This is a genomic window from Solibacillus sp. iso_87 (assembly GCF_056173085.1).
In genome coordinates this window covers 1,404,636-1,429,825 of the sequence record NZ_CM149656.1, presented here as the reverse complement: position 1 = coordinate 1,429,825, position 25,190 = coordinate 1,404,636, and the positions used below count along the sequence as shown (strand labels likewise).

22 protein-coding genes and 1 other RNA gene are annotated in these 25,190 nt (G+C 40.4%); 2 read left to right on the top strand and 21 right to left on the bottom strand.

The window, feature by feature from the left end:
• From AC0VXV_RS07035 to AC0VXV_RS07005, 7 genes are all read right to left on the bottom strand, one after another.
• Nucleotides 1-1,749, bottom strand: a complete 1,749-nt coding sequence (locus AC0VXV_RS07035; RefSeq protein WP_475530902.1) for a putative bifunctional diguanylate cyclase/phosphodiesterase — start codon at nt 1,747-1,749, stop codon at nt 1-3.
• A gap of 193 nt (nt 1,750-1,942) precedes the next feature.
• Nucleotides 1,943-2,325: RNase P RNA component class B (gene rnpB, locus AC0VXV_RS07030), an RNA gene on the bottom strand.
• A gap of 63 nt (nt 2,326-2,388) precedes the next feature.
• Nucleotides 2,389-2,688 carry a cell division regulator GpsB gene (gpsB, locus tag AC0VXV_RS07025; protein ID WP_079528712.1) on the bottom strand — a complete coding sequence of 100 codons (300 nt, stop codon included), beginning with the start codon at nt 2,686-2,688 and terminating at the stop codon, nt 2,389-2,391.
• Between the two features lie 100 nt (nt 2,689-2,788).
• Nucleotides 2,789-4,051, bottom strand: coding sequence for a ribonuclease H-like domain-containing protein (locus tag AC0VXV_RS07020; RefSeq protein ID WP_475530901.1), 1,263 nt, complete (start codon nt 4,049-4,051; stop codon nt 2,789-2,791).
• A gap of 4 nt (nt 4,052-4,055) precedes the next feature.
• On the bottom strand, nt 4,056-6,332 hold the full coding sequence (locus AC0VXV_RS07015; protein ID WP_475530900.1) for a DEAD/DEAH box helicase: 2,277 nt from the start codon (nt 6,330-6,332) through the stop codon (nt 4,056-4,058).
• Nucleotides 6,325-6,690 carry a YppE family protein gene (locus AC0VXV_RS07010; RefSeq protein WP_475530899.1) on the bottom strand — a complete coding sequence of 122 codons (366 nt, stop codon included), beginning with the start codon at nt 6,688-6,690 and terminating at the stop codon, nt 6,325-6,327. Before AC0VXV_RS07010 ends, AC0VXV_RS07015 begins: the two co-directional genes overlap by 8 nt.
• A gap of 100 nt (nt 6,691-6,790) precedes the next feature.
• Entirely contained in the window at nt 6,791-7,021 is a 231-nt protein-coding gene (locus AC0VXV_RS07005; RefSeq protein ID WP_079525926.1) for a molecular chaperone, read from the bottom strand.
• A gap of 181 nt (nt 7,022-7,202) precedes the next feature.
• On the opposite strand from AC0VXV_RS07005, the gene recU reads away from it, so the two are divergent.
• Nucleotides 7,203-7,886, top strand: a complete 684-nt coding sequence (gene recU / locus AC0VXV_RS07000; protein WP_475530898.1) for a Holliday junction resolvase RecU — start codon at nt 7,203-7,205, stop codon at nt 7,884-7,886.
• Nucleotides 7,873-10,566, top strand: a complete 2,694-nt coding sequence (locus AC0VXV_RS06995; RefSeq protein ID WP_475530897.1) for a PBP1A family penicillin-binding protein — start codon at nt 7,873-7,875, stop codon at nt 10,564-10,566. The genes recU and AC0VXV_RS06995 overlap by 14 nt, the downstream gene beginning before the upstream one ends.
• An 89-nt stretch (nt 10,567-10,655) precedes the next feature.
• Here AC0VXV_RS06995 and AC0VXV_RS06990 read toward each other — a convergent pair whose 3' ends face one another.
• From AC0VXV_RS06990 to panB, 14 genes are all read right to left on the bottom strand, one after another.
• Entirely contained in the window at nt 10,656-11,006 is a 351-nt protein-coding gene (locus tag AC0VXV_RS06990; RefSeq protein ID WP_475530896.1) for a YpoC family protein, read from the bottom strand.
• On the bottom strand, nt 11,003-11,662 hold the full coding sequence (gene nth / locus AC0VXV_RS06985; protein ID WP_475530895.1) for an endonuclease III: 660 nt from the start codon (nt 11,660-11,662) through the stop codon (nt 11,003-11,005). The genes AC0VXV_RS06990 and nth overlap by 4 nt, the downstream gene beginning before the upstream one ends.
• Nucleotides 11,663-11,680: 18 nt before the next feature.
• Entirely contained in the window at nt 11,681-12,412 is a 732-nt protein-coding gene (locus AC0VXV_RS06980; RefSeq protein ID WP_475530894.1) for a DnaD domain protein, read from the bottom strand.
• A gap of 230 nt (nt 12,413-12,642) precedes the next feature.
• Nucleotides 12,643-13,938: an asparagine--tRNA ligase gene (gene asnS / locus AC0VXV_RS06975; protein WP_475530893.1), complete on the bottom strand. Its 1,296-nt coding sequence runs from the start codon at nt 13,936-13,938 to the stop codon at nt 12,643-12,645.
• A 32-nt stretch (nt 13,939-13,970) separates the two neighbouring features.
• The gene (locus AC0VXV_RS06970) at nt 13,971-15,164 is read right to left on the bottom strand and encodes a pyridoxal phosphate-dependent aminotransferase (RefSeq protein ID WP_475530892.1); all 1,194 of its coding nucleotides are present in this window, start codon (nt 15,162-15,164) and stop codon (nt 13,971-13,973) included.
• A gap of 13 nt (nt 15,165-15,177) precedes the next feature.
• The gene (locus AC0VXV_RS06965) at nt 15,178-15,660 is read right to left on the bottom strand and encodes a cell wall elongation regulator TseB-like domain-containing protein (RefSeq protein WP_475530891.1); all 483 of its coding nucleotides are present in this window, start codon (nt 15,658-15,660) and stop codon (nt 15,178-15,180) included.
• 76 nt (nt 15,661-15,736) lie between these two features.
• The gene (dinG, locus tag AC0VXV_RS06960; protein WP_475530890.1) at nt 15,737-18,523 is read right to left on the bottom strand and encodes an ATP-dependent DNA helicase DinG; all 2,787 of its coding nucleotides are present in this window, start codon (nt 18,521-18,523) and stop codon (nt 15,737-15,739) included.
• Between the two features lie 548 nt (nt 18,524-19,071).
• Nucleotides 19,072-20,220 (bottom strand): cation:proton antiporter, encoded by a 1,149-nt coding sequence (locus AC0VXV_RS06955; protein WP_339198635.1) that lies wholly within the window; start codon nt 20,218-20,220, stop codon nt 19,072-19,074.
• Nucleotides 20,221-20,386: 166 nt separating this feature from the next.
• Nucleotides 20,387-20,725 carry a transketolase gene (locus AC0VXV_RS06950; RefSeq protein WP_475530889.1) on the bottom strand — a complete coding sequence of 113 codons (339 nt, stop codon included), beginning with the start codon at nt 20,723-20,725 and terminating at the stop codon, nt 20,387-20,389.
• Between the two features lie 113 nt (nt 20,726-20,838).
• Nucleotides 20,839-22,176 carry a dihydrolipoyl dehydrogenase gene (gene lpdA / locus AC0VXV_RS06945; protein WP_475530888.1) on the bottom strand — a complete coding sequence of 446 codons (1,338 nt, stop codon included), beginning with the start codon at nt 22,174-22,176 and terminating at the stop codon, nt 20,839-20,841.
• 139 nt (nt 22,177-22,315) lie between these two features.
• Nucleotides 22,316-22,894, bottom strand: a complete 579-nt coding sequence (locus AC0VXV_RS06940; RefSeq protein WP_475530887.1) for a 3D domain-containing protein — start codon at nt 22,892-22,894, stop codon at nt 22,316-22,318.
• Nucleotides 22,895-23,088: 194 nt separating this feature from the next.
• A complete protein-coding gene (panD, locus tag AC0VXV_RS06935) occupies nt 23,089-23,472 on the bottom strand; it encodes an aspartate 1-decarboxylase (RefSeq protein WP_475530886.1) in 384 nt (127 codons plus the stop codon).
• Nucleotides 23,465-24,328 (bottom strand): pantoate--beta-alanine ligase, encoded by an 864-nt coding sequence (gene panC, locus AC0VXV_RS06930; protein WP_475530885.1) that lies wholly within the window; start codon nt 24,326-24,328, stop codon nt 23,465-23,467. Before panC ends, panD begins: the two co-directional genes overlap by 8 nt.
• Nucleotides 24,328-25,164 (bottom strand): 3-methyl-2-oxobutanoate hydroxymethyltransferase, encoded by an 837-nt coding sequence (panB, locus tag AC0VXV_RS06925; protein WP_475530884.1) that lies wholly within the window; start codon nt 25,162-25,164, stop codon nt 24,328-24,330. Before panB ends, panC begins: the two co-directional genes overlap by 1 nt.
• Nucleotides 25,165-25,190 lie beyond the last annotated feature (26 nt).

The following is a 25,190-nucleotide window of genomic DNA, read 5'->3' as shown; positions in this document are numbered from 1 at the left end:
TTAAATCCTTCCTTGATGCTCGACTTCCCAAAATTGGATGAAGTCGATTAATTCTTCCATAGGCAAAGGTTTACTGTAGTAATACCCTTGAATATAATCACAGCCCATCGATTTAAGCAAATCGACTTGCTGGCTTGTTTCCACACCTTCAGCTACTACTTTCATTTGCAGGCGATGCGCCATTTGAATAATCGCATCGACAATTGCCTGCTTATCATCAAGCGAGCAAATATGCTGAATGAAGCTGCGGTCAATTTTGAGCACATCGAGCGGGAATCGCACTAAGTAACTTAATGAAGAATACCCTGTCCCGAAGTCGTCGATCGAAAGCTTAAAACCTAATTGCCTCAGTTTTACTAGTTTACTCACTGTTTCCTGCGCACTGTTCATTACTGTCCGCTCTGTCAATTCAATTTCAAAACTTTGTGCAGAAGCATTATTCCGCTCTAAAATTTTTTGAACCGAATCTAGGAAGCTTTGCTGCTGGAAGTGAATGCTCGAAACATTTACTGCGATCGGTACATTCGTATACCCTGCAGAAACAAGCTGATGATAGCCTTCACATGCAAGGTCGAAAATCATCTCGCTCAGTGGGATAATTAAACCTGATTCTTCGGCATGTTCGACAAATTCAGCAGGTGATACAAAGCCAAGTTTCTCACTGTTCCAACGTACTAATGCTTCGATTCCGACAATTTCGTTATTTTCGGTACTAATTTTAGGCTGGTATGCAAGCGTAAATTCCATGTTTTCAATCGCTTTACGGAGCTCACTATCAAGTGTCAGCACTCGATTCGAGTCAGTTTCCAACTCGTCAAAGTAGAACGAGTAGCAATTACGCCCATTATCTTTCGAAAATGACATGGCACGATCGGCACGATTCAATAGTTGTTCTGTTGTCATTCCGTCCGCCGGGTAAATACTGATTCCCATACTTGCTGATATATAGACATCCTGATCATAAACTTTAATCGGCACTTCAAAAACCTGGAGCACCTGCTCAGCAAATTTTGCAGCTTCTCTTGGATGTTGGATATTTGCTAATGTAATCACAAATTCATCCCCACCAAAGCGCGCTATAATATCCTTGTTTCTCACTAAAGTTTTTACACGTTTTGATACTTCAACCAATAACTGATCACCAATGGCATGTCCGAGCAGATCATTCACTTGCTTAAAACGGTCTAAATCCATAAAAAGAACGGCATGCTGTATCGGCATTACCTTGTTCTCTGTCACTTCCAGAAGTGCATTCATACGTTCAATATAGGCAAAACGATTGCACACTTCTGTTAATGAATCATGAAGAGCCCTTTTTTCAAGTTCGTCTTCCACGATTTTACGTTCAGACAAATCTGTAAAAATGCCGCAGTAATTTGTAATTTTACCTGCTTCATCTTTAATTGCTAGTATTGTCAGCCATTCGGGGTATAATTCACCCGTCTTGCGTCTATTCCAAATTTCACCTTGCCACATGCCTGCCTTGCCAATTTTTTTCCACATATCAATATAAAAAGCTCTGTCATGCACGCCAGACTGCAAAATAGACGGTTTATTCCCTTGTACCTCTTCTAATTTAAAGCCTGTTACAAACTCAAAAGCAACATTAATCGATAAAATTCTTCTATATCGATCGGTAATCATAATACCTTCCGCAATATTCTCAAAAACTCTTTCGATTAATTCTTTTGGAAACTGGGATAATGCCAGTTCTTGCATGATGGATTTATTAGACTTCAATTCGCTCAAGACATATCACCCTTATATAAAGAACAGTTTTTATATATTCACTCCGACAGAAGCAGGTGTTGTTTTATTGATTTAATTCCCTAATTCCCCGTCATGAACCTTTATTTTTATATTTAAAATAATTTTTTCTACTAAGAAAGGCTCTCCACAAAAGAATGGAGAGCCCTTTTATATGTTCAAAAAAGCATCAATAATCAATAAGCCATGTTTTGTTCCTAAGTACTCAAGCAGCTTGCGCCTCGTACGACTAGGTAGTAATCATCTATCTACGGCCAAACTGACCGTCCCTCCATCCGTTCAATTCCTTCAGGAGAGTGCCCCTACCATAATTTGGGTTTCTCACTCATGGGGTTTACCTCGTTCCACCTCATAGTTTTCACTATAAGCTCCGTCACTGTGGCACTTTCAGGAAGTTTCGTCCATATCTAAAAGACTTAGGAGTTCCTTCCGCCGTCAAGAGAAATTCTCTTGCCTTACCTTATTTTTTCAGTAAGCACGAACACTACGGGCATCGCAGCACCGTGTGAGCATGGACTTTCCTCTACGACCTTAAAGTCGCAGCGATTACTCGAATATTGATGTATGAATAAAGTATACTGCAATAATAGAAAAAAAACAATATTCCCATGAATAGTCTAACTATTCGTAAAGCTTACTCCCGAAAACATGCTTCTCCAAGTTTGAAAGTCGCTTTAAAATATCGAAGTTTGTACTATTTGCTGTTGGAGCAGGAGCAACCGCCGATTTGCGGCTTGAGTTTGCCAGCTCTTGCTTTAAGCGCTCGTTCTCCTCTTCCAAGGAAGCAATCTTTGCAGTAAATGTGTCATAATCTTCACGAATCAGATCCAAAAATTGATCCACTTCGTCAATGTTATAACCTTTCATGCTCTTTTTAAATTCTTTTTCCAATATATGATCAGCTGTTAATTTAATATCCATCATTCCTCGTCCTTCCATCACGCTACTTCTTTGATTTATTATAGCATAGGTCAGACAAATGGGACGACTACATATCTTCTAGATGTCGAAAAATTTTTGATTATTTGTCGAAAAAATTTTTATTTCTTCTATTATCTAAACGACTAAGTCTTTTCTGCCAATTTTTTTGCTGATTTTGAAGCTGTGTTTCTTTTTGAAACGGTATTTCAGGAAGTAAATTATTTCCTATTTCCGTATAAATGTATGCCTGCTCGAAGTCCTTTACTTTATGTTCATATAGCATGGCCAATTGTTCGTATGCCTGCAGCTGTTTTCTGACAGGAATAGCCGGTAGCGCTGTTTGGAATGATTGGATTGCTAAATCCGTTTCTCCCATTCGCTTTAATTCATAACCTAAATAAAAATGTGCATAACCAGTATCTTTTGTTTCGAAATGTGCCGTCACTGCCTGCAGTATTTCCGTACTTGTTTGCCGCTTTTTCAAATCGCCAAACCATTTTCCGATATTCGTATATGTTGTCGCGGATTCCGTTGATATATCATCGAACAATAAATTCGTTGAATGAATATACAATGTGATCAGCGACAGTAAATCCCATTCATTATGCAACAGTACTTTCATCAGCGTTTCCGCATTTCCGCTCTTAACCGCATCAAAATATATAATCGGTGCTAAATGACCTGGTATATCCCCGATTCGGGAAAAGCCAAGCTTATCCTGTTCTACTTGGGTAAGCTTCATGCGTGATAAATCATCTTTCCAAAGTCGTTTCGTACTATGCAGCAAATCAATTTGCCGCTGTGATTTCAGCGGCGGCAAAAATTGCTGGTTCAATGTCCAGCGCACTTGAAGCTGCGGCCAGTCGAAACTTTTTCCGTTATAGGAAACAATCGTTACATTTCGCTGCCATAGCTTTGATTCAAAAAGAAGGGCCGCTTCATTCGAAGGGTCCGCCAATACGTACTGTGTAAGCGTAAAACCTTCAGCATCCGCTTCCAAAAAACCGAGTAAAAAAATATGGGTACCCGCGCCTTTTAAACCGGTTGTTTCTGTATCAAAAAACACGATCGTTTCATCACCGCTAATGGCAAACGGATGATCTTCGGCTTGGGACTTCCAGCGCTTTAAGGAAGGAATCAATACCCCAAGTTTGTAGTCGCCGTGCTGATAATCAAATGGATAATGCACTTCCCGTTTAAAAAGTATGCCGAATTCATTTTCTACCAGTTCAAGCCCTGCCTGTTGCCATTGTTCGCTATATAAAGGCGGTTCAGGTTTAATGAATTTTGGTTTTTCTTTTTTTTGCTCCGTTTTTTTGCCTAGCAATTTTTTCATTTGCAATAGCTTATTTTCGTACGACATGTTCTCACATCATTTCGTTAATTAAAATATTTAACACTTTCATAACTTGTTTTTTGTTTTCACCTAAACTATCCTGCGCACCAATACATGAAGGGCATCCTTGCTGACATGGACAGTTCTCTACATGCTGTGCTGTTCTTTCAAGCAGCGACAGTAATACATCGTACACACGTTCACTCAAACCGATACCACCCGGATAACTGTCATAAATAAACAATGTCGGTTTTTCATTATGAACCGCTTTTACTTGGGGGACAACCGACACATCCGACCGGTCACAGTGGATGAATAACGGGATAAAGCTTCCCATTGCATAGGCAGCCCCTGTCAGCGCATCGGTCAGTTGTTCTTCTGTCCAGTTATTCGGCAACTCAAAGCTCATCCATGTCGCATTTGTATGCATTTCCATTGGAGGAATAGAAATCGGACCAGATCCAATATTATCATGTGTATTAAAGCGGATTTTCTTAAAGATTGTCGGAATAGCTAAAATACTTACATCTCCGTAACTAACTGTCGAGTTTTTAAATGGTGCCGATTTATCTTCACTTAACACTTTCAGCTCGACAGCCAAATTCGCATCTGTAAAGTAGTCGACATCCACTTCCCGAACGAATGCTTTTTTCTCTTCCCAATCGAGCTTTTCGACCTGGAACTGAATACCTTGATGCAAATAGATGGCTTCTTCATGTAAAAGAGTCATCGCACTGTAAGTATCCATTTCACCGATTACTTTCGTATTGGCAGGTGTTGAAATATCAATAATGACAACATTTTCCTGTGCAGCTGAGCGCAATGAAATTTCATGCGCCGGGAATCTGTCGCTCATCCAATGCCATTTCGTGCTTGTTCGGACAAGCACACCCTCTTCTTCTAAATAGGCTAATAGTTCCTGAACTTCATATTCCCCATACGTATCTTCCATCGAAAATGGCAGTTCAAACGCTGCGCATTTTAAATGTTCCATTAAAATTAACAGGTTTTCCGGATTAATACGCGCTTCTTCTGGTGAACTTCCTAATAGATAACTAGGATTTTGGACAACATACTGATCCAATGCCGTCGATTGTGCAACATACACAATGAGTGCCTCATCCTGACGTCTTCCTGCCCTGCCTGCTTGCTGCCACGCACTCGCGATATTCCCTGGGTAGCCGGTCATAATACATGCCTGTAGTTGGCCGATATCAACACCCAATTCAAGTGCATTCGTACTGACGACCATCTGTATCGATCCTGTTCGTAAGCCTTTTTCGATTTCTCGCCGTTCACTCGGCAAATAACCGCCACGATAGCCTTGAATCGATTCGTCCATAATTTTTTTCGCTGTTAATGACTTTAAATACGTCACGAGCATCTCAACACGTACTCTTGATTTCGCAAAAATAATCGTTTGAATGCCCGCTTCAAACAAGCGCTTCGAAATATCCCGTACTTCGAGCACGGCGCTCCGTCTTACACCAAATGTCGGGTGGACGATCGGCGGGTTGTAAAAAATAAATGTCTTCTTCCCAACAGGCGCACCTGATTGCTCGATCAGCTCATGCTTACTATTTGTCAGGCTTTCTGCTAGTTCTTTAGGGTTTTTGATTGTGGCACTCGTACAAATAAAAATCGGATTGCTTCCATAAAATTCGCAAATACGCTGAAGTCTTCTTATAACATGCGCGACATGTGAACCGAACACGCCTTTATACGTATGTAACTCATCAATGACGATATACTTCAAGTTTTCAAAAAGGGATACCCATTTCGTATGGTGCGGCAAAATGCCTGAATGCAGCATATCGGGATTTGTCATGACGATATGCCCGGCTTTCCGGATTTTTTGGCGAATGCCTGGTGCAGTATCTCCATCATATGTGTAACTCAAAATATCTTCATCCATCATTTCAATCAATTCATTAAGATCTGATTTCTGGTCCTGTGCAAGCGCCTTAGTAGGAAACAAATAAATAGCGCGACTTGAGCGATCTTCTAAAATTTGCTGTAAAACCGGCAGATGGTAGCAATACGATTTTCCCGAAGCAGTCGGTGTAATCGCAGTAAAATGCTTTTTCTGTTGTGCATAGTCGAATGCTTGGCGCTGATGGATATAAAGCTGCTCAATACCGCGTCCATGCAATGCTTTCATGATCGATGGGTGTAAATTAGACGGAAAATCTGCGTACTGAGCCTGCTTTTCATCAATCGTATGCATGGCGACAATATTTTGCTTCATTTCCTCATCATATTGCCACTCGTCGACAAGCTGCGAAATGGTTCTTTTCTTGCTAAGCATCGTCTTCACCTTCCTCAATCTTTGCTGCGAGTAGCTTCAATGTGTATTGGGCAGATTGGATCGATTGAATAAACCGTTTTTTGCTCGTTCCTTTAAAGAAAGACTGTACAACAAATTGCTCCATCGCATCGGCTGCGTGGTCAATTTGTTGTACGTATAAATTTTTTGGGTGCTGGCTTTTTATCCAACTTGTCGCATGCTGCTGCCATTCGTGAATACGTGTATGGACTTCATCGACATGTGGCTTGACCTCATTAAAGAAATCTGGCTCCTTGTCTAAACGTCGCATTTCCTGAAAACGGTGTAAACACGCATCACATTCTTTTATTAATTGGTATGTTTCATCTATTAATTGCATAAAGAGCACCTCGAGTAATTTCATCTGTATTAACGTTGTAGGGTAAATTATCTTAGTTCGCTACAACAGCTACTTTTTTATTAATCTTTGCCCATTCAGGCTAAAGTATATTTGTTCTTAAGTGTATCAAATTCTCTTCGTTTGTACTACTCATATGCGAACAGGCATTCTTTACTTGACTCTTTGTTTCTGCTAAGCTAACTTTTTGATAAACAGTAAGTAGATTGGTTAAATGCTCCACTTTCATCCTTAATTGCTCGCGTTCCATTTGCAATGATAATAATGTTTGTGCCATTTCAACTTGTTCGATTAAGCGTGATAATTTCGACATATAATGCCCCCTTTTCACAATGATTCTTTCTTTTTCCACGGAATCCTTGTCATGTGGCAAAAATAGTGTCCATTCGCTAAAAGAAGTTATATTTTGCATAGCTTTTACAAAGTTATTAACGGGTACATTGTTTGTGATACACTATTAAAGTATTATTTGTTCCAGGAAAGAAGGTGATTCCATGGTGATTCGTTATCCAAACGGTAAACTCTATGAAAGTGCGCCAAAGATTGAGAAAAAAAAGGAATCCGCTAAATCTCAATCGGTTGCTAAAGCAAAAAATAAACGAGCCGTCAATTACAGTAACCGTGGAAAAAGCTTAGAAGATGACCTAAATGAAACAAATATGTTTTATTTGCAAAGGAATATGGCAAATATACACAAGAAACCTGTTCCTATACAAATCGTCAAAGTAGATTATCCGGCTAGAAGTGCTGCTGTTATTAAAGAGGCTTATTTCCGCACACCTTCAACGACGGATTATAATGGCGTATGGAATGGATATTACATTGACTTTGAAGCGAAAGAAACGGATAGTAAAACATCCTTCCCATTAAAAAACATCCACCCACACCAAATGGATCATATGCATTCCGTGACAAAACAACGAGGAGTTGCGTTTTTCATTGTACGATTCAGCACGTTAAACCGTAATTTTGTCATTTCGTATCATGTTGTGGCAAAATGGTTTTCAGCAAGGGATGAAGGGGGAAGAAAATCTATACCAATCGCTGTTTTTGAGCAGGATGCCATCGAAATTTCCGAAGGCTATTTGCCAAGGCTCGACTATTTGCAGGCGGTAAAAAAGTTAATCGCAAACAATAATGTTTGTGAAAGTGAGGAGAAACATCGTGACGGAAAATAGAAAAACACGCGAACAAATTAAGCGCGAACGTCAACAAAAAAACAAAAAATCCAGAAAGCCGAAAACTTCTGCAGGGAAATGGATTAAGCGCATTGTTTTAGCAATCGTTTTAATTGGGGTAATTGGTTTCTTAAGTGGTGCTGCATTATTTGGCTACTATGTAAGCAAAGCACCTGAACTGGATGAGGATGCATTAAAGGATCCGATCTCATCGGAGTTTTATGATATAAATGGAGAACTTTTTGCAACAATCGGTGCAGAAAAACGAAATTACGTAAAATATGAAGATATACCACAGCAAATGATTGACGCAATTATCGCAACAGAAGATGCTCGATTCTTTGATCACTTCGGTGTTGACCTGTGGCGTCTTGGCGGTGCCGTACTTGCCAACTTCCGTGATGGATTTGGTGCACAAGGTGCGAGTACAATTACACAGCAAGTTGTAAAAAACTCATTCTTTACTAATGAGAAAAAGCTGGAGCGTAAAGCGCAGGAAGCTTGGCTAGCAATTAAGCTGGAACGTCAATATAGTAAAGAAGAAATTTTCGAAATGTACTTTAATAAAATCCTTATGTCAGGTAGAATCCATGGCTTTGGTACAGCAGCAAAAGAATTTTACGGAAAAGAATTAAGTGAATTATCATTGGCTGAATATGCTCAATTAGCAGGAATGCCGCAAAGTCCGAACAATTATAATCCATACAAAAAGCCGGACCGTGCAAAAAAACGTCGTAATATCGTTTTAGGCTTAATGGTTCAGCACGGGAAAATTACCGAAGCTGAAGCGGAAAAAGCGAAAAAGGAACCTATTACAGGCGGACTAATTCCTGAAGAAGAGCGTGTAGCAAACAGTACAACGAAATATCCTGCCTTTTTGGATGTCGTTTTAGCTGAACTCGAAAAGAATGGTGATAGCGAACTGACTTCCGAAGGGATCAAAGTTTATACAACGCTAGATCCGAAAGCACAGACTATTGTAGAAGATTTAATGAACAATGACAGCAACTTCCCTACTGAAGAAATTCAGGCCGGTGTTGCGGTTATCGATACACCAACAGGTGAAATTCGTGCGATTGGCGGCGGACGAAACTATACAGGTGAATTTAACTATAACTTCGCCTACGATATGACAACACGCCAGCCTGGTTCGACTTTAAAACCTTTAATTGATTATGGTCCTGCCATTGAATATTTAAAATGGTCGACTGGTCAAACTACGGTCGATGAAAAAATTACGTATTCTGGTTCAGATCAAGTTATCGGAAACTGGGACGGCCGCTATTTAGGTACGATGACAGTGCGTGAAGCGCTTTATACATCACGGAATATTCCGGCTGTGAAAACTTTCCGTGAAGTTGGTCCGGACCGCGCTAAAGAGTTTTTAGGAAACTTAGGTATTGAATCAAGCGGATTAACAGAATCTGAAGCACTTGGTGGAGGACGCGTCAATATTTCTCCTGTCCAAATGGCTGCTTCATATGCAGCATTCGGCAACAACGGTACTTATAATAGTCCGCATGCCATTACTAAAATTGTTTTCCGTGACGGTAAAACTTCGAAATCGTTTAAACCGGAATCTAAAAAAGCGATGAGTGATTATACTGCTTATATGGTAACGGATATTTTACGTGATGTAGTTAGTAACAAACGCAATGCCTCTGCGCCACGGGCAGCTGTAGCAGGCGTTGATATCGCAGGTAAAACCGGTACAACTAACTATGGATCAGATGAATTTGAAAAGTTCAATTTAAAGAGTGGCTCAGTACCGGATTCATGGTTTACCGGCTATACAACAAACTACTCGATTGCTATTTGGGGCGGTTATTCACAGCGTAAAGATGCCATTACAACATGGGAAGAGCGCTGGATGCCTCAAACATTGTTCAAATCGATCATGACGGATTTAAATCAGCATAACCCGTCGTCATCATTTAAACAGCCAAGCAGTGTCGTATCGGCTTCGATCGTAGTCGGATCGAATCCATTAAAACTGGCGAATGAATATACACCAGCTACACAAAAAGCAACAGAGCTATTTGTTAAAGGAACGGAGCCAACTGAGTATACTGAGGAATTTGTTCCTCAAAATCTAGATTCACCTACTAGTTTGCAAGCGTCATACAATGAAGCAGCACAACTGGCAGATGTTTCATGGTCACACTCTTCACTTGACGGTTCCGGTGAAGATACAGATCCTGTTACATTCGAAGTCTCGATGAAAGTTGATGGCGGTCCGGCAACGGTCATTTCTACGACAAGTGCAACCGCAATTCAAGTACCTAACATCGAACGAGGTAAAGAATATACATTTACAGTTACAGCTATTTCGGGTGATTTACGAAGTGATCCTGCAAGCGTTGCATTATTCGTCGAAGGAGATGCGATAACAGAGCCTGAAGATCCGAATGACTCCATTGAAGATCCAAACGAAGCAGAACAACCGGAACAGCCTGGTAACGGGAACAACAATGGGAATAACGGAAATGGCAATGGCAACAACGGGAACGGGAATGGAAACAATGGAAACGGCAATGGTAATGGAAATAACGGGAATGGAAATGGTAACGGCAATACTGTAGAGCCGGATGAGTCCGACCCTGATCCATCAGCACCGAACCAGCCAACCCCACCGACTTCGGGCGGCGAAACAAGGCCTGAAGACTCAGAAGAAGATTAAACTAAAAAACATCAATTTTTCTCACTAAGGGAAAAATTGATGTTTTTTCTTTTCTATTCAATTTGATAAGCGGTGATTGTTTGGCTATTTTATTTTTTCATTCTCAGTCTTGCACAGCGCTTTTTCGTTTCCTTATAAAGCTCGTCCAATTGACGATAGCCTGCATATTGCCCTGGACGTGCTTTTATGAACTTCAAACGTTCCATCCCGTTGATTGGCATTAGCTCATACTCACTTTGCACTGAAAACGGTGTATCTGTAATAGAACCGCTGACAATAAACTGTTCAAAATGTTCGATTCCTTCTACCATGAATTGCTGTGCTGATCCGTCCCGTCTTTCATGGGCTGCATGAATCGTTTCACGCATTGTCTCCCATTCACCGTACCAAGCGTCCACCACTTCTTTTGAAATTGTCTCTTGTTGAACTGAAATCATCATATTTTTACCAAACCTTTTTTCAAACGTTTCTGCCCTTCCCGACAGTCATCCAATAACGGACATGACCCGCAGCCAGGATTTTGAGATTTACAATGATAACGACCAAAGAATATAATTTGATGGTGTGCACGGCTCCATCGTTCAATCGGCGTTTTTTTCATGATTGTTTCTTCTACTTCCAACACACTGTCTTTCCACCGGCAAAGTCCTAGTCGCTTCGAGACACGCTCTACATGCGTATCGACAGCCATCGCAGGAATATCAAATGCAACTGATAAAACGACATTTGCTGTTTTACGGCCGACACCTGGCAATGTGACTAGCTCTTCACGAGATGCCGGAACTTCACCACCATATTCATTTAACAGACGTGCACATAATAATTGAATATTTTTCGCTTTGTTTCGGTAAAGTCCGATTGAACGAATATCATTTTGCAGTTCCTCAAGCGAAACATTTAAATAATCCTGTGGTGTTTTATATTTTTGAAATAATTGTTTCGTCACTTTATTGACGAGGACATCCGTACATTGCGCAGATAATAATGTCGCAATCGTCAACTCAAACGGATTGTCATGTACTAATTCACAATGTGCATCCGGATACATGCGATCCATCTCATCTAAAAAGTGATTCCATTTTGCTTTTGTTAACATAAAAGTTTTGGTGTCCTCCTATTCTCGCTCCTCTAACCAATTATAGAAAGAAACTTTTTCTGTTTTCTGAACTGTTTCTTGCTGATGTACCGGTTGAATCGGTGCTGCGGCAATCGTATTTTTCCGGTATTGCTCACTATGTTTTTCAATTTGTGCGAGTGTTTTTATGTTGCGCTTCTTCCACTCGATCAAAATACGGTCAATGTAGCGTAAATTCACTTTATCGGCAAGTACCGCTTCTTTTAATGCAGCTTTTATAATTTCAGGACTATGCTGATCCAAGTCCATCCACATACCGATTGTTTCAATTTCCATTGGGGAAAGCAGGCGTCCCAGCTCTTGTTCAAACAGCTGAAAAATTTTCGCCTCGTCCAATTTGTTTGCAGTTGAAACCTGTTGTAGGGCTTTTGATTGCAGGAGATCCAGCAGTCTTTCCCATAACGGATAAATTGAATATTTCTCTGCAAGGCGTCCAGAGTCATCAGTGCTTTGAGAAATTTCGACAAATCCTTTTTGCATTAAGCGTTGTATTATTTGAGAAATAGCCGTCAATTGAAAATTTGTGCGCTGCATTAGATCATTTGGTGTCGGAAAGTCGATTCCTTCCTGTTCGAACGTTAATAAATGTAGCATAATTAATGCTTCGTCATCTTGTATGTTCAGTTCGCTATAGTGTTTAAAGAATAATTGTGGAATTGTAATTTGTAATTGCTCCGTCCAAACGCGGATTCGATTAAAATTCTTAGACATAGTTGAATCCCCCTTTGTGCGCTCGTAACGACAAAACGCCCGGCAAAATTCCGGACGTTTTCTCGTTGTATAAATTAAGTTCCTCATCGTAATATAAGGTTGATTTCCATTACGGGTCGGACGCTTTCCAGGGGCACGAGGCCAACAGGATGTTGGTCACAGGCAACGTGCTTGTCCCCTAGGAGTCGCCTCCCCTTCATTCCAATCAACGTTTGATGAATGACCATAAATTATGGATATAAACGGTTTAATAAACGTGGGAATGGGATGGATTCACGGATATGTTCTGTTCCGGAAATCCATGCAACTGTACGCTCTAACCCTAAGCCGAAGCCTGAGTGAGGTACTGCACCTTGTTTACATAAATCTAAATACCATGCATATGCATCCATCGATAAGTTATGTTGTTCTAAACGAGATTTCATTAATTCATAATCATAAATACGTTCAGAACCACCGATAATCTCACCATAGCCTTCAGGAGCGATTAAGTCTGCACATAAAACGACATCATCGCGCTCTGGGTGTGGCTGCATGTAGAACGGTTTAATACCGATCGGGTAACATGTGATAAATACTGGTTTGTCGAAATGGTTGGCAATTGCTGTTTCGTGTGGTGCACCGAAGTCATCGCCCCATTGAATATCATCAAAGCCTTGCTCATGTAATAATTTGATTGCTTCATCATAAGAAATACGTGGGAATGGTGCTTTCACGTTTTCAAGTTTTGATGTATCACGGCCTAGACGCTCTAAATCAAGCTTACAGTTTTTCAGAACAGATTGTACGATATGTGATACGTATTGTTCTTGTACTTCCAAGCTTTCATCATGCTCAACAAATGCCATTTCAGGCTCGATCATCCAGAATTCGATTAAGTGACGACGTGTTTTAGATTTTTCTGCTCGGAATGTAGGACCAAACGAGAATACTTTTCCTAATGCCATTGCAGCAGCTTCCATGTAAAGCTGACCTGACTGAGATAGGAATGCATCTTCATCGAAATATTTTGTATGGAACAGCTCTGACGTACCTTCAGGTGAAGAACCTGTTAAGATTGGCGGATCCATTTTTGTAAAGCCATTTTCATTGAAAAATTCATATGTTGCACGAATAATTTCATTACGTACTTTCATGATTGCATGTTGTTTACGAGAACGTAACCATAAGTGACGGTTATCCATTAAAAATTCTGTACCATGCTCTTTTGGTGTAATTGGGTAGTCTTTAGCAGTACTGATTACTTCGATACCTGTAACATTTAACTCAGCACCGAAAGTAGAACGCTCGTCCGCTTTAACTTCACCAATAACATACATCGATGTTTCCTGTGTCATGCCCTTAGCTACCGCGAATAGTTCTTCGCCCACTTCCGCTTTCACGACTACTCCTTGCGCAAAGCCTGAGCCATCACGTAACTGAAGGAAAGCTAATTTACCGCTAGAACGTTTGTTAGCTAACCATGTACCAATTTTTACTGTTTCGCCAATATGATTTGGCATATCTTTAATCATAATTTTTTTCATAAAGTCCTCCAAAGCTTATGTTGCAAGGACGCTTAATCTTGCCATTTTGCTTTAACAAAGGCATCGATTCGGCGAACTGCTTCTTCTAATAATTCTAAAGATGTCGCATACGATAAACGTATTGTCGCTGGTGCACCAAATCCTGAACCTGGAATGACCGCAACATTTGCTTCTGTTAATAGTGCCGATACAAAATCATCCACTGAAGTATAGCCTGTTTTCTCTGCTGTTTCCGAAACATCCGGCAATAAGTAGAAAGCACCTTGTGGCTTTAATACTTTTACGCCCGGAATTGCTGCTAATTTCGGGAAAATCGCTTCTAAACGTGATTCAAACGCTTGTCTCATCTCTTCTACTGTATCCTGCGAGCCGTTATATGCTTCAATCGTTGCATATTGTGCTGTTGTTGTTGCATTTGAAGTAGAGTGAGATGCTAAATCTGTCATCGCTTTAATGATTGTCGCATCACCAGCTGCATAGCCAATGCGCCATCCTGTCATAGAGTGAGATTTTGCAACACCGTTAACTACAATTGTACGTGCTTTCACTGCGTCTGAAACTTCCGCAATTGAATAATGCTCTATTCCATTGTAAACAAGCTTTTCATAAATTTCATCTGAAACGATTAAAATATCCTTCTCTTCTGCAACTTGTGCAAGCTCGGCCAATTCTTCCTTCGAATAAATCATACCAGAAGGATTGGAAGGCGAGTTAATAATCACCGCTTTTGTTTTCTCTGTAATGGCATCACGTAGTTGCTGTGCTGTAATTTTAAAGTTCTGTTCCTGTGTTCCTTCCACATATACAGGAACACCGCCAGCAAGCTTCACTTGTTCAGGGTAAGATACCCAGAAAGGAATTGGGATAATTACTTCATCGCCCTCATTTAAAATAACTTGGAACAATGTATACAGAACGTGTTTTGCTCCGACACCAACGATTATCTCATTTGCTTTGTATGTAAGATTATTGTCACGAGCCAATTTATCAATAATTGCTTTCTTTAGAGCAGGTAAACCTCCAGCCGGCGTATATTTTGTCAGACCAGCATCCATCGATTGTTTTGCTGCATTTAAAATATTGTCCGGTGTATTAAAGTCCGGCTCCCCTGCACCTAAACCAATTACATCAATACCTTGCTCCTTTAACTCTTTCGCTTTAGCTGTAATTGCTAAAGTTGAAGATGGTGTTAAAGTCTTTACACGATTTGCCAACAATTGTTTCATGTTGTTCTCTCCTCTACAAATTCAATATGCGTTTCCACCATTGCCCGTCTTCAAATAGAAGATAGACATAATTCAAGCTGCCGGATTCACTTTTATAGGTAATTTCCCATACTGGACCCGGCTCCTCAAATCCTAACTTCATATGAAGAATCTCTTTCGCAGCTGTATCTTCCTGAAAAGCAGACAACGCCTGATCTTCAGTGATGCCATCTGCTAAAAATACTTCCTGCATTGAATTCTCATCTAAACTCATCGGGACAAAGACTGCCTTTTCCTTCCCATACTCATCCACTCCGAAAACAGTGACATATGGCTTATTCCCATTGTAAACATAGGAATCATCAACAACAGCAAGTGCTTTCGTATCTAGCACAAAACTTTCCGCCTTTTGTTCTATTTCACTAAACGGTGCATTGGCCTTCCAAAATACGAATACTGAAATTACAAGCGACAAAGATAAAATAAAGACAACCGAAAAGATAATCCAGTTTTTCATAACTGCACCTTACAATCCGATGCATTTGTATGTTGTTTAAAATTTTGTTTCATTTTTGTCAACCTGCTTTCCTTCCTCATCGTTTTTCATTATACCAATTTCCCAAGCTTTGCACCATACTGTGTAGAGGCAGTTTTTGTATAGAAATTGGCGGTAATGACTCGATAAACTGCTGTCCGTATGATTTCGTTTCAATCCGGCGATCCAAAACGATAAATACCCCTTTATCATGGCTGGAACGAATTAATCGGCCGAACCCTTGCTTGAACCGGATAATGGCATCCGGCAACGCAAGTTCTGTAAAGGAATTGCGTCCTTGCTGTGTTATATAATTGGCCCGCGCTTTAAACGCAGGCTCTTCCGGTGAAGAAAACGGCAGCCGCACAACGATGACCGCAGACAGACCGTCTCCCGGTACATCGACCCCTTCCCAGAAACTGTTCGTTCCGAATAATACGGAATGATTAAATTTTTGAAAAGATTTTAACAATCGCATACGGCTTCCGGATGTCACACCTTGCGCAAAAATCATATAGTCGCTTAACAATTCACTTTCCTGTATAAGGTTGACTGTTTTACGCAGCATGTCCTGTGACGTGAATAAAACAAAGCATCTTCCATTCGTCATGCGCACTGTATTTGTAACGGCATGTGCGACCTCTTCGATATACTCGGACTGTGAAACGGCCTGAATATCAGGCATGTCATTGACAATATACACTTCTGCCCCGTCATAATAACTCGGGTCCGCATGCAGCTTTTCAATAGGAATCGTCGGATTGATCCCAAGTTGGTTCGTAATAAAACGCTCATTACTTGGTACTGTTAACGTTCCGGATGTCCAGACAATGCCGCTCTTTTCACGGATCGGGTCAAAAAGTTTCCTGATCGTTGATGTCACTTCAATCGGTTTTTTATAGAGCTGGATACTACCTGGAACACTGCGCTGGTCCAATTCCAGCCAGCATGAATAGTCAGGATTTTGACTTAAAAATACATCATCCCACTCTGCCAGTTTTATCGTAAACTCATTGACGATATACTGCCATTGCTCAATTAAATATTCATGCTCCGGCGCAAGCTCTTCCACACTTGAAGTGAACTTCCGGATAAGCTCGGTCGCCTCATCCACCCAATGCTGCACAGTAAGCGAAACTTTTAATAAAACTTCACGACCTAATTGCAATTCAGAAATGAAGACCTCGATTTTCTGAAGTTGCTTTTTCTGGTGATGCTGCGCTTCCTTAACCCCTCGAAGCAATGCCGCCATTGCCGTATCAAATGCATTGACCATCTGAATATAGCGCTTTTCCAGCTGATCGAGTGTTTGATAATTCAATAGCTGTTTTTTAATTGCTACCCGACGGATCTTATAAAACAGCTGTTCATCTTCCTGTATACCAATTTGTCCAAATAAATATTTCCAATTCATATAACTGAATATTTTTTCGTGCTGATTGATTGCAGCTTGTATAAACTGATGGGCCTCATCGATTACCCAGCCGCCTACTGAATTAAAAATCTGTTCATTGCGTACGAGATCACTTAACAGCATCGCATGGTTTGTCACAATAATGTCTGCCTGGCGACTATTTTGAATTGCACGTGAATAAAAATCATAAAGTGGCATTGTCGTTTTCGGCAATACGGTCTTTCGGAATTTATCAATGAGCAGCTGGCCACCGCCTGATACATTCAGTTCACTTAAATCACCCGTCTCCGTTTTCGCAAGCCAGATAAGTGTTTGCAGTACTGTAAATGTCTGATCATAGGAAACATCCTGTGTCCTTAGCTCTTTCTCGAACTTTTCGACGTCGATATAATGATTCATCCCTTTTAACAAAGCCATTTTAATCGGCTGGCCAAGCGCCTTTTCCAATATCGGAATGTCATTTTGCATAAGCTGATCCAGCAAATGGGAAGTATAAGTACTAATTCCTATTTTCTGATTCGTTTTCTTAGCAAAATAAATCGATGGCACTAAATAACCCATCGTTTTTCCGATTCCCGTTGATGCCTCAATGACATGTTCCGCATTGGCGTTGAATGCATGCCAAATGCTGTCCATCATCTGAAACTGCTGCGGGCGCTCTTCAAAATCGGGAATCCCTTTTAATAATAAGGCCATTTTTTCATCTGTCGTTTGCGGGTAAAGCAGTTCATCCCCATCATTTTTTGGCGTCGGTGCCATTTTGCGAATGGCGATTTTACGGTAAAAGACATGTCCTTCATCCGTTAATGCTTTATTGCGTTTTATGACAAGCGCATCAAAAAATAGCTGGGACAAGTCTGTTCTCAAACGGAAAGAACGTTTATGCAATTGTTCCAAAGTAACGAGCGGCATTGTTAACAGCTCTTCCCAACAATGTTTAAGCAGGTACGCTGTCGCGAGTGCATCATCATCCGCGCGGTGTGCACTTTGCAGCTCGATATGAAAATCATTCGCTAAATCCGCTAATTTGTAGCTTAACGACATCGGGAACAAAATTTTTGTCAGTTCAACCGTGTCGATTTTCTTTCCGTGCCATTTCGATATGCCGGCACGGTTAAACTCCGCCTGTAAGAAGTTCAAGTCAAAATCGGTATTATGGGCTACGAATACGGCCCCTTCCAGCAGCTCATAAATATAATCCGCATACGCTTCAAATGGCAGCGCATCTTTTACATCTTCGTTTGTAATATTAGTTAAATCCTGTATAAACAACGGAATCGGTTTTCCCGGATTAATAAATGTAGAATATTTTTTAACGATTTCCCAACCTTGCATAATAACAATGGCGATTTGAATCATGCGGTCGCCGCTTGCAGGTGAATGTCCTGTTGTTTCAATGTCGACAATCGCATATTTCTGACTTTCCTTCATTTTTCTTCAACTCACAGTTCAAGTAATATAACGGCATTTTATCATATTGGAGGTGATGAGGTCATGTAATTGGATAGAACTGCCCAAACATAGCGGTGGAATGCTGCGCTCACAAATCTAGAGTCATAGCCGGTATGTATGCTTTCTTAAAGTTCTAATATATTTTAAAATCATCTAATAAAATTTAAAATGGCGATTTTCTAATATAACCGCTAACTGTTCTAATATAAGTCCCATTTGTTCTAATATCCTTTCCAGTTCTTCGAATATCCAACGCAAGTTTTCTAATATACTTCCAAATCTTCTAATAAAATTCAAGCGCACCTTTACACTATTTGGCGACAAAAAAACCTAGTGCCGCCTCAAGGACAACACTAGGTTAATTTACTATGTATAGGTGTGCAGGGGCTCATCTCCCTGCACAATTCAAAAGCTTCCCAGCAAATCCGTGCTGTTGGCGGAGGCTTTTGTTGTGAAGACTAAATCTTCACCGAGGTTTTGGCACCTAAAACATAGAATACAACAATTTAAGGAATCATTCAACTAGATTAATCAATTAAATTTGAACGATTTCCAAATATTCCCTTTAGCATTGGTGGAGTAACTAGCGTTGTAATAATAATTACGATTACCATTGGTGTATAATCTTCCGCCGGCAGTAGTCCACTTGATAAACCCATACCCGCAAGGATCAGTGCAACTTCACCACGAGAAATCATCCCTGCACCGATACCTGTTGAAGATTTCCAGCTGAAGCCTGCCAATTTTGCACCAAGACCAGAACCGATAAGCTTAGATAAAATTGCCACGATCGAGAAGATAACTAAGAACCAAATATTTTCAGTAATACCCGCAAATGTAACGGACAATCCGATACTTACGAAGAAGAATGGCACAAATAACCCATTTGCAATCGGTTCTACTTTATGTTCGACTGTATCTTTAAATGGAGTACGTCCAATCGCAATACCGATAAAGAACGCTCCGATTATTGTAGCAATACCAAAATAATGTTCACCTATGTAAGCTAAAGCAAAACATGCAACAAGTGCTCCGCTTAACAGGGCCTCCGTTACTTTCAGGCGGCTAAACAGTTTTAAGAATGTCGGAATCACCCATATCATTACAACAGCGAGTAAAACAAAGAAGAATACTTTTCCGCCGATTAATGCTGGAATCGAAACATCATCCCCTACAAGGAAACTCATTGCAATTGCGATTAACACAACGACGATAATATCATCCAGTACAGCAGCCCCTAGCAAAGTAGAACCTTCCTTACTTTTTAGCCAACCGATTTCACTTAATGTCTGAACCGAAATACTAACTGATGTAGCGGCTAATGTTAGACCGATGAAAATCGCCTGACCTTGTGTAAGACCAAACGCCAATGCTAACGGATAACTCATTGCAATCGGTAAAATGACACCGCCAATTGCGACGAAAATTGCCCCTTTCATATTTGCATTTAAATCTTCCAGATCGGTTTCCAAACCGGCTAAAAACATTAACAAAATTACCCCTATTTGACTGAATGTTTGCATAATTTCATTGTCAGTAATCCAGCCAAGCATTGCAGGACCGATAATAATACCGATTAGAATTTTCCCGAGTACTGAAGGCTGGCCTAAACGTACTGATAGATGTCCTGCCAGTTTAGTAGCCAATAGTACGATAACAATTTGAAATATAAACATAATATCCCCCTTTTCCATACAAAAAGGCATGAGGATGCCAGATTTGACTGACTCCACCATGCCCTGCTTCGTATAAGATTAGCTTTATTTTAAACAATAAAAAAAGAAAAAGCAATAACATTTTATCATTATCTGAATATTTTTTATTCACCAACAAAGAGATAGATTAGAAAAAACCTGGTAAAACTTCTCGCTGAAAATACTGATTTTTTCTCAGCCATACATTTAAAATGTGCCGATGTGTTAGCAGTTTTCTCCGTGAAGCATGCCTTCTTTGTGCTTCCTGCAGACTTTCGAGCAATATACGCGTTTCCGTCAGACATTGTTCCGGATCTGTAATCACTTTTAAAGCCGGACTAATAAAACCATGTTCCTGCAGTAGTGCTAGCACTTTAGCAAACTCTTGTCCCATCGCAATATAGTTTTCTTCTATATTAAAATCAATACATTGATATAATGTGCTTTCCACTTCTTTTTCTACAAGCTCCATTGACTGATTTTCCATATGTCACCTCATGTTGGAATTGTATACAACAAGTATAGTAGAATTCAGCACAATAAAAAAGAAATTGGATTGAAAAAAGCTACGGAGCATCTCATCTGCACCGTAGCAACAAGTTATTTTGCATGAATCGCTTTTCCGAAAACAGAACGTGCCGCATCGCCAACGTGCTCGCTGACTGTCGGATGCGGGAAAATTAGCCTTGCCAAATCTTTTACTGACCCTCCTAATACTTTTGCCGCCAGCATAGAGTTAATCATTTCCGTCGCGCCGTCACCAACGACACACGCCCCGTAAATATCGCCTTCAGGACTCGCTACAAACTTCATAAAGCCCTGTGTATTCCCTTCAAGCAATGCTTTAGGGTTCGTAGGTAAATACATTTTCGTTACAATACTGTCTGCAGGTGCTTCGTGTTCCAGCATGCCAAATGTCGCAATTTCAGGATGTGTATATACACATCGCGGAATTTCCTGCTGATTGATCACTTTTGGGTGCTTTCCTAAAATATAATCGACTGCGTGTACACCTTCTGCACTTGCAGAGTGGGCAAGCTGGAAACCGCCGACTAAATCACCTATCGCATAAATGCCGGGAATACTCGTTTCATAGTGATTATTTACTTTGATTAAACGGCCATCCATCTGCATTTCCAGCACTTCCGCAATTTCAGTGTTCGGACGACGCCCTGTCGCAAACAGTAAATTTTCAAACGGGAAATTGCCGATTGAAGTTTGTACATGGTCCGCATGGATTTCTTCGAACGTAAAATCTGTCACAAGTTCGATTCCCAGTTGTTTCATTTTCTCTTTAATAATCGGTCGTGCATCCGGTTCTTCTGTTTGCAGAATATCTTTACTATGGTTTAATACGGTTACTTTTGTTCCCATTGGCGCTAAAGCAAATGCCATTTCAATTGCAATTACCCCGCCTCCAATAATCGTTAATTGTTTCGGCAGCTCCTGGATCGAAAAAAATGTATCCGTTGTATAATAATTTGCGTTTTCAAGCCCTTTAAATGGCGGGACGAACGGACGGCTGCCTGTTGCTAAAATGACATGATCTGCTGTAAATGCCTTATTACCGATGATCACTTTTCGTTCTGCGGTTACTGTCGCCTTCCCCCGAAACATTGTAATCTGTGCATTTTCAATAAATGCTTCAATATTTGATAACAGTTCATCAACCACTTGATCTTTTCGCTGCATTAACTTTGGAAAATCAATATTAATCGTCGGTACTGTCACACCCCAATCAGTTCCTCGCCGAATTTCCTGCACCAGCTTACTATGCTCAAGCATAATTTTTGAAGGTATACAGCCGACATTATAGCAGGCACCACCAACTTTATCTTTTTCGACAAGCGCTACTTTCAACCCGCTTTTTGCTGCATGGATTGCCGCTACATATCCTCCAGGTCCTGCACCAATGACAGCTAAATCAAATTTTTCCATATATACCACCTCATTTTTCACATTAGCATTACAATAAGGTGAATGCAACAAATCGGGCGCCAATTTTCTTTTAATTCTTACTATTCAATCAAATAAAAAAGCAGCGAAATGCCCATCGCATTCGCCGCCCATTTATTTGTTATTTTAATACTTTAATTTCTACATTTTTACGTCCCCAATTGATCGCGATTTTTTTTGTTTTAACAAAAACATCAATCCGGTTTCCCTTAATCGAACCGCCTGTATCACCGGCAACCGCAATTCCGTAACCTTCCACCCATACTTTCGTTCCAAGCGGAATAATCTTCGGATCAACCGCAATCAGTTTAATATCCGGATTTTTCTTTAAATCGATTCCGGAAGCCGTTTTTCCCGAACACCCTTTACAGTATGCTGTAAAAGCGCTTGCTTCAACAGTTAAAGTTTTGACAACTTCAAAGTCATCAATTGTTTCCTTTTTCTCCTTTTTTTCAACCGGTACTTTCTTATTCTTAATATGATCCGGTAATTTCAGTACGAAGCCTTCCGTTACTTCTTCTATGTCGTTAACTTCATTTAATTCAAGCAATGTATATACTGATGTGTCATAACGATCTGCGATTTCATCCAATTCTTCACCTTTCTTCACAGTATGCGTCGCTGCAAATGCCGCGCTTGCGAAGAATAAGGTAGTGACCACAAAGAAGGCAAAGCTAAATAATAGTTTATTTTGAAACATATTAATTATTTCCCCCTGTATCTTTTGTCTATTTTGTAAAATAAAGCTAAATCCAAGTCTACACATTTAATATTTCAAAAAGATTACAAGGAGATGATATAAAAATTACAAAAATATCCTTTAGTAACCAAAAATGTAATATAAAAAAAGCTGTCAAATAGGAATAATCCTTCATGACAGCTTTTCATCTTTTTTTACATAATTGTTGCTTCCGGTTCGTATGCGATTATTTCTTTAATTGTATTGTTTTCCCCAATAATCGCAACAGTCGGAGTATGTTCGGCAACTTCTTTATTATCCACATACACGTAAGCAATAATGATGACAATATCACCTTTTTGAACAAGGCGTGCCGCTGCTCCATTTACGCAAATAACTCCTGAACCGCGCTCCCCGGCGATAATATACGTCTCAAAGCGTGCTCCGTTGTTGTTATTGACAATATGGACTTTTTCATTCGGCAGCATTCCAACCGCATCCAAAATATCTTCATCTATTGTAATGGATCCAACATAATTCAAATCTGCCTCTGTCACTTGGGCACGGTGGATTTTACTGTTCATCATCATTCTAAACATGGATTACTTCCCCTTTTAATGAAAAAATTAAATTATCGATTAGACGTGTTTTACCAATTTTAACGGCAGCTGCAACAACGATTTGCTCTGTCCGATCATCGATTTCCTGTAAATCCGGGTAAGATAAAATCATCAAATAATCAACGTGGCCATCCGTATTATCATGGATGATTTTTTTTGCGAGTGCAATTGCCGATTCCACATTTCCGAATTCCAACAGCTCTCTTTTCGCCAGTTGGAGCCCTTGCTGAATTGCTGGTGCCTGTGAACGTTCTTCAGCAGACAGACAAATATTGCGGCTAGATTTTGCCAAACCATCCTCTTCGCGTACAACCGGAACAACACGGATTGTCACCGGGAAATTGTAATCGCGTACCATAGTTTGAATGATTGCCACTTGCTGGGCATCCTTTTGTCCGAAATATGCACGGTCCGGCAGCACTAAATTAAAGAGCTTCGCCACGACTTGCAAAACCCCATCAAAATGACCAGGTCGGCTCGCCCCGCATAAAATATGCGCCTGCCCCCCTGCACGAATAGAAATCCCTCCATTGTGCGGATACATTTCCTCTACTGAAGGTGCAAATATATAATCTACCCCTACCGATTTTGCCAATTCTGTATCACGTGGTAAATCTCTTGGGTATGATTCGAAATCTTCATTTGGACCAAATTGCGTTGGGTTGACGAATATACTCATGATAACAAGTTCATTTTCGCTGCGTGCATTTGCAGCCAATGTTAAATGTCCTTCATGTAAATAGCCCATTGTCGGTACCAGTCCGATTGACTGCCGGTTGTATTTTGCCATCTGAACTACTTCTCGCAACTCGGCTATTGTTGTTAATACGTACATTATTTTACGCCTCCGTAGAGCTCGATTAGCTCCGTCTCTTTCATTGTGAAACTTTGATGTAATGTCGGGAATGTACCTAATTTTACAGCGTTTGTAAAATTCGTAATCCCTTTCTCTACCTCTTCACCGACTTGTGCGAATGCTTCAACAAATTTTGGTATATGATGCTTTCCATATTGTAATAAGTCATGGTATACGAGCACTTGCCCATCCGCTTTTACACCAGCACCGATGCCAATCGTCGGAATCGTTAAGTTATGCGAGACAACTTCCGTCAACTGATGTGGAATACATTCCAGCACGACGGCACATGCACCTGCCTGTTCAACAAGTAGGGCATCTTTTATTAATTTTTCCGCTTGCTCGGCTGTTTTTCCTTGAACTTTATAACCTCCAAGTACTCCTGCCGATTGTGGCAGCAATCCTAAATGTGCCACTACCGGGATACCAGCATCGGTTAACTTCTTAATCACAGGAACAATATCATCTGCCCCTTCTACCTTTACAGCGTTTGCATTCGTTTCCTGCATCATTTTCACAGCGGTTTTCAATGTTTCGTTCACATCCCCGTGATAAGAACCAAATGGCATATCGACGACGATAAACGTATCCGGTGCACCTCGTCGAACCGCTTTACTATGGTGAATCATATCTTCCACCGTTACACGCATTGTCGATTCATAGCCCAGTACGACCATCCCGAGGGAATCCCCGACAAGTATCATATCAACACCTGCCGCTTCAGAAAATTTTGCTGCCGGATAATCATAAGCGGTTATCATGACAATTTTTTCGCCTTGCTCTTTCATTTTTAAAAACTGTGCAGTTGTTTTCATATTCTTCCTCCTTAAGTGGAAAGAAA